The organism is Streptomyces sp. NPDC020958, from assembly GCF_055562175.1.
Map to the genome: position 1 here is coordinate 211,917 of NZ_JBVHFU010000002.1, position 12,831 is coordinate 224,747.

Sequence of the window (12,831 nt, forward strand, 5' to 3'; positions counted from 1 at the left end):
TCGAAACTACCCCGAAGCCTCCCTGGAGCGCCGTCCTCCTACGCTGCCCGGTAGGCCTCCGTCAGCTTCTCCACCGCCGCCGCGTACCTGCCGGTCAGCAGCAGGTGGTCGGCGTCGGCGAAGGGCTTCGAGACGGCCGCGGTGACCGACTGCCCGATCTTCGCCTGGACCAGCAGCCGGGCCTGGTCGACCACCTTCCGGCCCGCCGAGCCGGAGCCCGCACGCTCGGCCGCCCTCGCCGCCGCGCCGAGCGCCTTCAGGGTGGCCTCACCGCCCTTGGGTGTCTTGGTCAGCGTGGTCAGACCCCAGCCGTAGGGGTACTGCGGGTCGTACGACGCGTCGCCGACGTTGATCGGCAGCTGCGCCTCGGACTTCGGCCAGGTGACCGGGAGCTGCCCGGTGAAGGCCTTCTTGCCGTAGAGCACGTCGGCCACGCCGTCGCCCTCGGTGCCCGGCAGCCAGGACGCCACCAGGGCGTCGATCTCGCCGAGCCGGTCGCCGATGAGCTGCGGGCGCCCGGAGACGATCAGCACCGCGCACTTCATGGCCGCGCACACCTTGTCCACGGCGGCCTGGTCGGCGGCGGACAGGGCCAGGTCGTGGCCGTTGCCGACGTCGCCGACACCCTCGGCGTAGGGGGTCTCGCCGACGACGACCACACCCACGTCGTAGCCGGAGGTGGGTGCCGAGGCGTCCTTGGAGTAGGTGACGTCTCCCCCGGCGTTCTTCATGCCCTGGAGGATGGTGGTGCCGGTGGTGTGGGTGCCGGACTGGCCCTGCCAGGTGATGGTCCAGCCGCCGGTCTGGTTGCCGAGGTCGTCGGCGTTGGACCCGGCGACGTACACCTTCTGCGACTTCTTCAGGGGCAGGACGCCGCCGGAGTTCTTCAGCAGCACCTGCGACTCGGCGGCCGCCTGCCGGGCGACGGCCCGGTGCCCGGCGGAGCCGATCTTCGAGGCACCGGAGGTGTCGGCGTAGGGGTGCTCGAAGAGGCCCAGCCTGAACTTCTGGGTGAGGATGCGGGACACCGCGTCGTCGATGCGCCGCTCGCTGACGGTGCCCGCCTTCACCTGGTCGATCAGGGTCTTCGTGAAGTCCTGGTAGCTGTACGGCACCATCATCATGTCGACGCCCGCGTTGACGGCCGTGCCGACGTGGGAGGCGTAGTCACCCGGGAGCTGGTCGATGGCATTCCAGTCGCTGATCACGAAGCCCTGGAAGCCCATCCGGCCCTTGAGCACCCGGGTGATCATGTCGGCGCGAGCGTGCATCTTCACCGGGCCCCGGCCGTCGCCGATGATCTCCAGCGAGGAGTACGACGGCATGACCGTGCCGACGCCCCGGTCCACGGCTGTCCGGAACGGCGCCAGGTGGACGGCCTCCAGCTGCTGCCGGGTGACCGTGGTGACGCCCTGGTCGATGGTGTATGTGCCGGTGGTGGACGAGCCGTAGGCGGTGCCGCCGTCGCCGACGAAGTGCTTGGCGGTGGCCAGGACCTTGTCGTCGTGCTTCAGGTCCCGTCCGTCCGCGCGCCCCTGGAGGCCCTGGATGACGGTCTCCATGGACTGCACGAGAGCCGGGTCCTCACCGAAGGACTCGTAGGAGCGGCCCCAGCGTTCGTCACGGCTGACGCAGAGGCAGGGGGCGAAGTCCCAGGAGACGCCGGAGGCCCGGACCTCGGAGGCGGTGACCGCACCGGCCCGCTCGGCGAGTGCGGGGTCGCGGGTGGCGCCGATGCCGATGTTGTGCGGGAAGATGGTGGCGCCGGCCAGGTTGTTGTGGCCGTGGACGGCGTCGGCGCCGTAGACGAGCGGGATCTGGAACCGGGTGGCCTGTGCCCGGAGCTGGAAGTCGTCGATCATCTGCGCCCAGGCCGCGGCCGTGTTGGGCGTGGGGGTCGAGCCGCCGCCGGAGAGCAGCGAGCCGAGGTCGTACGCGGCGACGTCACCTCCGGTGCCCACGGCACCGCGCTCGGCCTGGGTCATCTGGCCGACCTTCTCCTCCAGGGACATCCGGGAGAGGAGATCGGCGACCCGCTTCCTCACGGGCAACCTGCTGTCCAGGTAGGGCAGTCCGTGCGCGTCGATGACGACCTGCGGGGTCTCCGCGGGGGCCTTGGCGCCGGTGACCGTGAGCTTCAGCGGGACGGTCTCGGCGGACTCGGCCGACCGGTCCTTCAGCGTCGGCACCTTGATGGTCCGTGTGGTCCCGGAGGCCGTGCCCGCCGGGAAGGTGACGGTGCCGGAGACCGCCGTGTAGTCCTTGCCGGGCTCGGCGGTCCCGCCCTGCGTCGTGTACGCGACGGTGACCGGGTCGTCGATCGGGGCGGAGCCGGTGGTGGCGACGGTGACCTTCACGCTCGCCGTGGAGCCCTCCTTCACCGGGTAGACGGCCGCGTCCGTGGTGACCGACGCGCGCAGCGCCTGGTCGGCCTTGCCGTACAACTCCACGTCGTCCATGGCGAACCGGCCCTTGATCCCGACGGGGAGGGTGACCGCGTAGCCCCACATCCGGGTCAGGCCGAGGACGTGGTCGATGCCGCCGACCGGCTGGTAGTCGGTCCGGTAGACGAAGTCGGTGAACGGGATCTCGACCTGCTTCCAGCCGGTGAAGTCGTCGGTGAAGGACGTCGTCCACAGCTCGGAGGCCTCGCCGTTGGCGCCGCCGTCCTTGATCTCGAAGGCGATCTTCTTGCCGTTGTCCTGGCCGTCCCACCAGAAGCGGATGCCCTTGTGGGCGGACCAGTCGTGGGCCGGCTCGGTGGCGGCGAAGTCGTGGCTGAAGCCGCCGTAGCCGCTGATGTCGTAGGTCCCGGAGAGGACCTTGGCCCCCTCGGGGGCGTCGGCGCGGTCGGCGAACTGGAGGGCGGGCGGGTCGTCGCTGTCGCCTCCCCAGGTGAAGATGCCCTCGGCGGGCTGGGAGGCGAAGGGGACCTCGCCCTCGAAGCGGTCGACGGGGGTGGGCGCGGGGTCGTCGGCGGCGCCGGCGGCGGACAGGGGGATCAGGGCTGCGAGCAGTGCGGTGGAGACGAGCAGGGCGGCTCTTGGCATGGACCTTCCCTCGACTCTCTGGTTCACTCGGGGCTCTCACAGTTCACTCATGGCTTAGATCACGTCGTGAGTTAACTAACGGCTCGCACACCCGTCAAGACGTCCCGTCAGGAAGGGCGATGTGCCCATGAGAAGAACCCCCCACACCCTGCGCCTGGTGCTGGCCGGGCTGCTCACCGCGGCCGGCTTCAGTGCCGTCGTGCCGCCCGCGCACGCGGCCGGTGAGCAGGTCACCGCGTACCTCACCACCACCGACGACTCCGCCGGACGCCATGTCACCCGCGGGCTCCAGGCGCAGACGCCGTTCACCTTCTCCGCCGGGACCGGGGGCGGCGGCACGAACATCACCGTCGACGAGAACACCCGGTACCAGACCTTCACCGGCGGCGGCGCGTCCTTCACGGACACCGCGGCCTGGCTGATGAACAGCAGCGGGGCGCTGTCCCAGGCCACCCGGGACGCCACCATGAGGAAGCTGTTCTCCCCCACGGACGGCATCGGACTGTCCTTCCTGCGCAATCCGATGGGTGCCTCGGACCTGGCGCGGTACGGGTACACGTACGACGACGTACCCGCCGGGCAGACCGACCCGAACCTCAACAGCTTCTCGATCTCGCACGACCTCGCGGACGTCGTGCCGCTCACCAGGCAGGCGCTCCAGCTGAACCCCTCTCTGACTGTCATGGCCTCGCCATGGACGGCGCCGGCCTGGATGAAGGACAGCGGTTCACTCAACGGGGGCTGGCTCAAGTCGGAGGACTACGCCGCCTACGCCGCGTACTTCGTGAAGTACCTCCAGGCGTACCAGGCGCAGGGCGTCAAGGTCTCCTACGTCACCCCGCAGAACGAGCCCACCTGCTGCTCCGGCTACCCGTCGATGAGCTGGAACGCCTCCGGGCTGCAGTACTTCCTCAAGAACGACCTGCTGCCGCAGCTCCAGTCGGCGGGCCTGTCCACCAAGGTCCTCGCCCACGACTGGAACTGGGACGTGTACGACTCGTACGCGGCCGCCCTGGTCGACGACGCGACGATCCGCAACCACCCCAACTTCGGCGGGATCGCCTGGCACGGCTACGGCGGTGACGTCTCCGAGCAGACCACCGTGCACGACCAGTACCCCACGCTGGACGCCTTCGGCACCGAGCACTCCGGCGGCACCTGGGTCGCCGACCAGCAGCAGGAGGACATGTCCAACATCATCGACTACACCCGCAACTGGGCGAAGTCGGTGACGAAGTGGTCGCTGGCCGTGGACCAGAACATGGGCCCGCACAACGGCGGCTGCGGCACCTGCACGGGGCTGATCACCGTGCACAACGGGGACGGTGCGAGCGGCACGGTCGACTACACCGTCGAGTACTACGACATGGGCCACCTGACCAAGTTCGTACGGCCCGGCGCGCAGCGGATCGCCTCCACCGCGTCCACCGCCGTGCCGAACGTGGCCTGGCGCAACCCCGACGGCTCGAAGGCGCTGATCGCCTACAACGACTCGTCGAGCGCGCAGACGGTGACCATCGACTGGGGCTCGCAGCACGCCACGTACTCGCTCCCCGGCAAGACCTCGGCGACCTTCACCTGGTCCGGCACCCAGTCGGGCGGCGGCAGCCGGACCGGCGCGTTCGTGGGGCTCGCGGGCAAGTGCCTGGACGTCGCGGGCGGTTCGACCGCGAACGGCACGGCCGTCCAGCTCTACGACTGCAACGGGTCCACCGCCCAGCAGTGGACCGTGGGGTCCGACGGGTCGATCCGGGCGCTCGGCAAGTGCCTCGACGTGACGTCGGCGTCGACGGCGGACGGCGCGAAGGTGCAGCTGTACGACTGCAACGGAACCGGGGCACAACAGTGGTCGTACAACTCGTCCACCGGTGACGTGGTGAACACGGCGGCGAACAAGTGCCTGGACGTCACGGACAACTCGTCGGCGAACGGGGCCAGGGCGCAGATCTGGTCCTGCACGGGTGCCGCCAACCAGAAGTGGAACCTGCGGTAGGTGAACCCGCCCAGGGGGCTCCGCCCCCTGGACCCCCGGGCCCTCGGCCTCCGGCGCGGCGGCGCCGGCAGCGGGCCCCGGCTCTCGTCTACTCGGCCGGCTCGACGCCCGCGCGCAGCAGACCGTAGGTGTACGCGTCCTCCAGGGCCTGCCAGGACGCGGCGATCACGTTCTCCGCGACGCCGACCGTGGACCATTCGCCGCTGCCGTCGGAGGTGGAGATCAGCACCCGGGTCGTGGACTCGGTGCCGTGCTTGCCCTCCAGGATGCGGACCTTGTAGTCGACCAGGTCGAGCTTGGCCAGCTGGGGGTAGATCTTCTCCAGGGCCACCCGCAGCGCCCGGTCGAGGGCGTTGACCGGGCCGTTGCCCTCCGCCGTGGCGACGATGCGCTCGCTCTTGGCCCACAGCTTGACCGTGGCCTCGTTGGCGTGGGTGCCGTCGGGGCGGTCCTCGACGATGGCCCGCCAGGACTCGACGCGGAAGTAGGACCGCGGCCTGCCCTCGACCTCGGCGCGCAGGAGGAGTTCGAAGGAGGCGTCGGCCGCCTCGTAGGTGTAGCCCCTGAGCTCGCGTTCCTTGACGCGTTCCACCACCCGGCCGACCAGTTCCCGGTCACCGCCGAGGTCGACGCCCAGCTCCTTGCCCTTGAGCTCGATGGAGGCACGGCCCGCCATGTCGGAGACCAGCATGCGCATGGTGTTGCCGACGAGGGAGGGGTCGGTGTGCTGGTAGAGGTCGGGATCCACCTTGATGGCGGAGGCGTGCAGGCCGGCCTTGTGGGCGAAGGCCGAGACACCCACGTACGGCTGGTGGGTGGAGGGGGTGAGGTTGACGACCTCGGCGATGGCGTGGGAGATGCGGGTCATCTCGCGCAGCCGGCCGTCGGGCAGCACCTTCTTGCCGTACTTCAGTTCCAGGGCGGCGACCACCGGGAACAGGTTGGCGTTGCCGACGCGCTCGCCGTAGCCGTTCGCCGTGCACTGCACGTGGGTGGCGCCCGCGTCGACGGCGGCGAGGGTGTTGGCGACCGCGCAGCCGGTGTCGTCCTGGGCGTGGATGCCGAGCCGGGCGCCGGTGTCGGCGAGGACGGTGGAGACCACGGCGTTGACCTGGGCGGGGAGCATGCCGCCGTTGGTGTCGCAGAGGATGACGACGTCGGCGCCGGCGTCCGAGGCGGCGCGGACGACGTCCTTCGCGTACTCGGGGTTGGCGCGGTAGCCGTCGAAGAAGTGCTCGCAGTCGACGAAGACCCGGCGGCCCTGGTCCTTGAGGAAGGAGACGGTGTCGCGGACCATCTCCAGGTTCTCGTCGAGGGTGGTGCGCAGGGCCAGCTCGACGTGCCGGTCGTGGGACTTGGCGACCAGCGTGATCACCGGGGCGCCGGATTCCAGCAGCGCCTTGACCTGGGGGTCGTCCGCCGCCTTGGCGCCCGCCCTGCGGGTCGCTCCGAAGGCGACGAGCTGGGCGTGCCTGAAGTCGATCTCCTGCCGGGCACGGGCGAAGAACTCGGTGTCCCTGGGGTTGGCGCCCGGCCAGCCGCCCTCGATGAAGCCCACGCCGAAGTCGTCCAGGTGCCGGGCGATGGCGAGCTTGTCCGCGACGGTGAGGTTGATGCCCTCGCGCTGCGCGCCGTCGCGCAGTGTGGTGTCGAAGACGTGGAACGAGTCGTCCAGCTCGTTGGTTTCCGTCTCGGTCATGGTCTCAAGGCTCCTGATGTCGAATCTCGGTCGTACCGGAATGACCGGCTCCACCGTGCCTCCATGGTCCCTCGCGCCTGCCTCCCGGCTGAAGGTGGGCCGGAAAACGAAAAAACCCCTCGCGGGTGCGAGAGGTCTGCGCGCGGGTCGAGGACGACGATGGCCACCCGTACCTGGTCGTACGTGGTGGTCACTGCGGACCGGCGCGCCTGCTGCCAATAATCATGGCGAACGAGAGCACGGGGGCAGTCTGGCACAACCGTGTCCCCGGCTCACTCACCGTCTCAGGATGCGGTCGTCAGACCGGGTGTCGCACGAGATCCGTTTCCAGGAACTCCCGTACGTGGCCGAGCGCCCGGGTCCGGTCCGTGCCGCGCAGGCCGATCGCCACATGGATGGAGAAGCCGTCGAGCAGGGCGCGCAGCCGGGTGGCGAAGCGGTCCGGGTCGACCGGGCGGAACTCGCCCGTGGACACGCCCTCCGCGAGCAGCGCCACCAGGTCGCGGTGCCAGGCGCCCTCGATGGCGGCCTGCCGGTCGCGGGCGGCCTCCTCGGCGTTCTGCGAGCGGTTCCAGACCTCCAGCCAGAGCGTCCAGTGCGGGTCGCGGTGCCGGTCGGGCACGTACAGGTCGACGTACCCGTCCAGGCGTTCGCGGGTGGTGCCGGGCCCGGTGAGCAGCCGGCCGCGCTCGGCGCCCAGCCGGCCCTCGCTCCACTCCAGGGTCTGGAGCAGAAGCTCGTCCTTGGAGTGGAAGTAGTAGAGGAGATGGCCGCTGCTCATCCCGACCTCGCGGCCGAGGGCGGCCATGGTGAGCTTCTCCAGACCCCGGTCGGCGATCATGGTCATGGCGGCGGCCAGCACGTCCTCGCGGGGCGGGGCGTTCCTGCGCGCACCGGCCATGTTCCGCTCCTGGTTCCCTAGATCTTCGGCTGCTGCTGGGTGATGCAGTGGACACCGCCACCGCCCGCGAAGATCGTACGGGCGTCCACCAGGGTCACGGTCCGCTCGGGGAAGAGACGGCGGAAGATCCCAGCCGCGGTCTCGTCGCGCGGGTCGTCGAAGCCGCACAGCACGACCCCGCCGTTGCAGAGGTAGTGGTTGATGTAGGAGTAGTCCGCCCAGTGTCCGTCGGCCTCCAGGACGGTCGGCGCGGGCACCTCGACGACCTCCAGGGCGCGGCCGCGGGCGTCGGTCGCGGACCGCAGCAGCCCGATGACCTCCTTGGTGACCTCGTGGTCGGGGTGCGCCGGGTCCGGCTGGTGGTGGGCGACCACGACGCCGGGGCGGGCGAAGGCGGCGACGATGTCGACGTGGCCGAGGGTGCCGAAGCCGTGCGGGGGATAGTCACCGGTGAGTCCGCGCGGCAGCCAGATCGCCTTGCGGGTGCCGAGCATGCCGTGGATCTCGGCCTCGACCTCCTCGCGGGTCCAGCCGGGGTTGCGCTCGGGGCCCAGCTGCACGGTCTCCGTCAGCAGGACCGTCCCCTCGCCGTCGACGTGGATCGCCCCGCCCTCGTTGACCAGCTTCGAGGCGTACGTCCGGGCGCCCGCGAGGTCCGCGACATGTGCGGCGATCTTCGCGTCGTGCTCCCAGCGCGCCCAGTGCTGGGCGCCCCAGCCGTTGAACGTCCAGTCCACGGCCGCCAGTTCACGCCCGTTGGTCAGGAAGGTGGGCCCGATGTCCCGCATCCAGGCGTCGTCGAGGTCCCGCTCGACGGTGTCGACGCGGGGGCCGAGCAGCGTCTGCGCGGCCGCCGACTGGCCGGGGCCGCACACGACGGTCACCGGTTCGAAGCGCAGGACGGCACGGGCCACCGACGCCCAGGCCGTCCGGGCGGCGACGAGGTCGCCGGCGTCGTCGAAGGTGGGGTTGGGACTCGGCCACGCCATCCAGGTGCGCGCGTGCGGGGTCCACTCGGCGGGCATCCGGAAACCGTCGCAGGCAGCAGTCATCGGTGATCCTCAGAGGAAGTACAGGCGGTTGAGGGAGACGGAGTCGGCGGGCTCCGAGCGGAGCGGTTCGCCGTCGAGGGTGACCAGGCCGGTGCGCTGGTCGACGTCGACCGCTCCGGTACGGGAGTTGCGCCGCAGGTCGGCCGGTCCGATGCCGCGGGTGCCGCGGACGGCGACCCGGCGGCGCCGGGTGGGCATGGTGTCGTGGCCCTGGTCGAGGGCGGCCTGCGCCACGAACGCGACGGAGAGGTCGGCCGGGGTGGCGCCGTGCGCCCCGAACTGGGGGCCGAGGACGAGGGGTTCGCAGGTGTCGGTGGCCGCGTTCGGGTCACCGGTGACGCCGAACGCCGGGAAGCCGGACTTGAGGACGAGCTGCGGCTTGGCGCCGAAGTACTCGGGCGACCACAGCACGATGTCCGCGAGCTTGCCGACCTCGATCGAGCCGACCTCGTGCGCGAGGCCGTGGGCGATGGCCGGGTTGATGGTCAGCTTGGCCATGTACCGGAGCACGCGCTCGTTGTCGTGGCCGTCGTCCGGGGCGCCCAGCTCGGCCTTCATCTTGCCGGCCATGGCGAAGGTACGGCGGACGGTCTCCCCGGCCCGGCCCATGCCCTGCGCGTCGGACGAGGTGATGCCGATCGCGCCCAGGTCGTGCAGCACGTCCTCGGCGCCCATGGTGCCGGCGCGGATGCGGTCGCGGGCCATGGCGGCGTCGCCGGGCAGGTCGGTCTTGAGGTCGTGGACGGAGACGATCATCCCGTAGTGCTCGGCGACCGCGTCCCGGCCGAAGGGCAGGGTGGGGTTGGTGGAGGAGCCGATGACGTGGGGGACGCCGGCCATCTTCAGGACGTTGGGCACGTGTCCGCCGCCGCAGCCCTCGATGTGGAAGGCGTGGATGGTGCGGCCCTCGAGCACCCGGAGGGTGTCCTCGACCGACAGGCACTCGTTCAGCCCGTCGCTGTGCAGGGCGACCTGGACGTCGTGTTCCTCGGCGACCCGCAGCGCGGTGTCCAGGGCGCGGGTGTGGGCGCCCATGTCCTCGTGCACCTTGAAGCCGGAGGCGCCGCCCTCGGCGAGGGCCTCGACCAGCGGGGCCGCGTGCGAGGACGAACCCCGGCCGAGGAAGCCGATGTTGACCGGCCAGGCGTCGAAGGCGTTGAAGGCGTGCTTCAGCGCCCAGGGCGAGTTGACGCCGACGCCCCACACCGGACCGAACTCCTGCCCGATGATCGTCGTGACACCGGAGGCCAGCGAGGCCTCCATGATGCGCGGCGACAGCAGGTGGACGTGCGTGTCGACGGCCCCGGCGGTGGCGATGAGCCCCTCTCCGGACACGATCGAGGTGCCGGTGCCGACCACGACGTCGACCCCGTCGAGGGTGTCGGGGTTCCCGGCCCGGCCGATCGAGCAGATCCGCCCCTCGCGGATGCCGATGGAGACCTTCCGGATCCCGAGCACGGCGTCGATCACGACGACGTTGCTGATCACGACGTCGCAGGTCTCGCGGACGGCGGCGGCCTTGAGGTGCAGCCCGTCCCGGGCCGTCTTGCCGAAGCCGGCCAGGAACTCGTCGCCGTAGCGCTGTGAGTCGTCCTCGACGCGGATCACGAGGCCCGAGTCCCCGAGGCGGACGCGGTCGCCGGCGCGCGGGCCGTGGGTGGCCGCGTACTCGTGCGGGGTGAGGCGGCGGGCCTCGGCGGGGTGGCCTCCGGGGCGGCTCATCGATCGGCCTCCTCTGTCTCTCGTACCCCCAGGTATCCGCAGGCGGCGGCGCGGCGCAGCGCCTCCTCGCGGGCGCCGGGCGCGTCCAGCGGCCCGTCGACGAGACCGGCGAAGCCGATGGCGACCCGGGAACCGCCGATCGGCACGAGACCGACCTCCAGCGAGTCTCCCGGCCCGAACCGCACGGACGACCCGGCGGGCACCGCGAGCCGCAGGCCGTAGGCGGCGGCCCGGTCGAAGTCGAGGCGGGGGTTGGCCTCGAAGAAGTGGAAGTGCGAGGTGACGGAGACGGGGACGGCGGCGGTGTTGGTGACGGTGAGCCGTACGACCGCCTCCGGGTCGGCGTGCCCGGGCCCCGGAAGCAGCGCGCCGGGCGCGTCCTCGCCCAGTCCCGCGCCCCCGATCGGGTCGGTGACCACGGCGAGCCTGGACCCGTCGTCGAAGACGGCCTCGACGTGCACCTCGGTGACGATGTCGGCGACGCCGGGCAGCACGTCGGCCGGGCCGAGGACGGAGCGGGCCGCCTCGATCGCCTCGGCCAGCCGCCGGCCGTCCCGGGCGGCCTCGCAGACGGTGTCCGCGATCAGCGCGGTGGCCTCCGGCACGTTGAGCCTGAGGCCGCGCGCGCGGCGGGCCCGGGCCAGCTCGGCGGCTCCGAAGAGCAGCAGCCGGTCACGTTCCGTCGGGGTCAGTCGCACGCCCGGCACCTCCTTGGTTTCCTCACATCCGACTTCATTTAGAACAGCACTCTAAATGCCGGATCACAAGAAGGGAACCATTGGCATCGCCTGCCAGGTCAACCACATTGAACGTCGCTCTAACTTGTGGCGGCCGTCGAAGGAGACCAGCCATGCCGATGGAACAGCGCGCAGTCGACACGATCCCGGACGGGATGGAGGTACCTCCCGCGCTCGAACGCAGTTGAGAGCGTGGGGGAGCACCAGCGGCCCGAAGGACCTGGTCTCGATCCTGCTCGGCTCCAACCTCTGCCTCGGCGTGATCATCTTCGACTGGCCGCCGCCGTCCTTCGGGCTCGGCCGGTGGGCGTCGGTGAGCGCGATCGTGGCGGGCACGCTGATCGGCACGGTGTTCACGGCCCCGCTGGCGCCGGTCTCGCTGCGCACCGCGACCAACCTCTCGACCTCCTCGGGCGCCCAGTTCGGGGTGCGCGGGCGGCTGGTCGGCTCGGCGGTGGGCCTCCTGCCGGCCCTCGGCCACACCGCGCTTTCCGTGTGGATCGGCGGCGACGTGATGGTCGGCGTGCTGGACCGGCTGTTCGGGCTGCCCGCGGACGGGGTGGCGTACGCCGTGGTCTACACGGTGCTCGCGGCGGCGACGGTGGCGGGCGCGGTCTACGGCTACCGGGTGCTGCTCGCCATGTCCAAGGTCCTGGCCGTCGGCATGACGGCCCTGCTGCTCCTCGGGATCCTCGCCTACGCCCCGCACTTCACCACCTCCGCGCTGCCGGGGGCAGGCGGCTACCTGCTGGGCGGCTTCCGGCCGACCTGGTGCCTGGCGGCGGGCCTGTCCGGACCGGTCGCCTTCATCACCCTCCTCGGCGACCACACCCGCTACATCTCCCCGGCCCGCCACACCTCCCGCCGGGTCCTGCACGCGACCTGGCTGGGCCTGATCCTGGGCCTGCTGGTGCCGCAGCTCTTCGGCACGTTCACCGCGTACGCGGCACGGGCGGCGGCGGACTACGCGGGCCCGCCGGTGTCGGCCTCCCCCGCCTGGTACCTCGTCCCGCTCCTGCTCTCCGCCTCCGCGGGCTCGGTCGGCAACGCGGGCCTCATGCTCTACTCCATGGGCCTCGACCTCGACGCGATCCTCCCCCGGGCGTCCCGTGCCCGCGCCACGTACACGGTCGCCGTCGTCGCCACGGCCTGCGTCTTCGCCGGCCTCCCCCGAACGCTCGGCTTCGCTCGCGCCCGGGGGGACCCCCATCGCCTGGAACGCCCAGTCCGCGATGACCTCCTTCGTCCTCCTGCTCACCGCCGTCGGCACCCCCTGGGCGGTCATCACCCTCATCGGCTTCGCCCGCTGCCGGGGCGTGTACGACGCGGACGCCCTCCAGGTCTTCAACCGCCGCTCACGGGGCGGCGCCTACTGGTACCGGGCGGGCTGGAACGTCCGGGCGACGCTGTCCTGGGCGCTGGGAGCGGGCGTCGGCCTGCTCGCGGTCTCCCTGCCGTCGTACGAGGGCCCGTTGCTCCCTGACGGGCGGGGTGGACTGCGGCTTCCTGCTGTCGGGGACGGTGGGCGGGCTGGTGTACCTGCTGCTGAGCGCGGGCCGGCCCTCCCCGTCCCGTCCGGATTCCGAGGGCGAAGGCCGCTCGGCACCGCACTCCACCCCGTCCCGCGTCTGAGGCCGACGGCCCGCCCTCACCAGCCGAGGGGGTACCTCGACGCGC

7 protein-coding genes and 1 pseudogene are annotated in these 12,831 nt (G+C 71.4%); 2 read left to right on the top strand and 6 right to left on the bottom strand.

Translation table 11 applies throughout. The features are described from left to right. Positions 1-38 precede the first annotated feature (38 nt). Complete coding sequence (locus ACZ3KP_RS06850) at positions 39-3,050, bottom strand: glycoside hydrolase family 3 protein (RefSeq protein ID WP_467497030.1); 3,012 nt, start codon at positions 3,048-3,050, stop codon at positions 39-41. A 127-nt stretch (positions 3,051-3,177) separates the two neighbouring features. On the opposite strand from ACZ3KP_RS06850, the gene ACZ3KP_RS06855 reads away from it, so the two are divergent. Continuing rightward, a complete protein-coding gene (locus ACZ3KP_RS06855; protein ID WP_467497032.1) occupies positions 3,178-5,043 on the top strand; it encodes a lectin in 1,866 nt (621 codons plus the stop codon). Between the two features lie 88 nt (positions 5,044-5,131). Here the strand turns inward: ACZ3KP_RS06855 and cimA are convergent, their stop codons facing one another. The 5 genes from cimA to ureA all read right to left on the bottom strand — a co-directional run bounded on the left by cimA (position 5,132) and on the right by ureA (position 11,115). Beyond that, positions 5,132-6,742: a citramalate synthase gene (gene cimA / locus ACZ3KP_RS06860; RefSeq protein ID WP_467497034.1), complete on the bottom strand. Its 1,611-nt coding sequence runs from the start codon at positions 6,740-6,742 to the stop codon at positions 5,132-5,134. Between the two features lie 298 nt (positions 6,743-7,040). Further along, positions 7,041-7,643, bottom strand: coding sequence for a TetR/AcrR family transcriptional regulator (locus tag ACZ3KP_RS06865; RefSeq protein ID WP_467497036.1), 603 nt, complete (start codon positions 7,641-7,643; stop codon positions 7,041-7,043). Positions 7,644-7,660: 17 nt separating this feature from the next. Next, positions 7,661-8,695: an agmatine deiminase family protein gene (locus tag ACZ3KP_RS06870; RefSeq protein WP_467497038.1), complete on the bottom strand. Its 1,035-nt coding sequence runs from the start codon at positions 8,693-8,695 to the stop codon at positions 7,661-7,663. A 9-nt stretch (positions 8,696-8,704) separates the two neighbouring features. Beyond that, positions 8,705-10,417: an urease subunit alpha gene (locus ACZ3KP_RS06875; protein ID WP_467497040.1), complete on the bottom strand. Its 1,713-nt coding sequence runs from the start codon at positions 10,415-10,417 to the stop codon at positions 8,705-8,707. Further along, positions 10,414-11,115: an urease subunit gamma gene (ureA, locus tag ACZ3KP_RS06880; protein ID WP_467497042.1), complete on the bottom strand. Its 702-nt coding sequence runs from the start codon at positions 11,113-11,115 to the stop codon at positions 10,414-10,416. The genes ACZ3KP_RS06875 and ureA overlap by 4 nt, the downstream gene beginning before the upstream one ends. 152 nt (positions 11,116-11,267) lie before the next feature. Between ureA and ACZ3KP_RS06885 the strand changes: the two are divergent. Next, positions 11,268-12,786 (top strand): annotated as a pseudogene (locus ACZ3KP_RS06885) (cytosine permease). Positions 12,787-12,831: the final 45 nt, after the last annotated feature.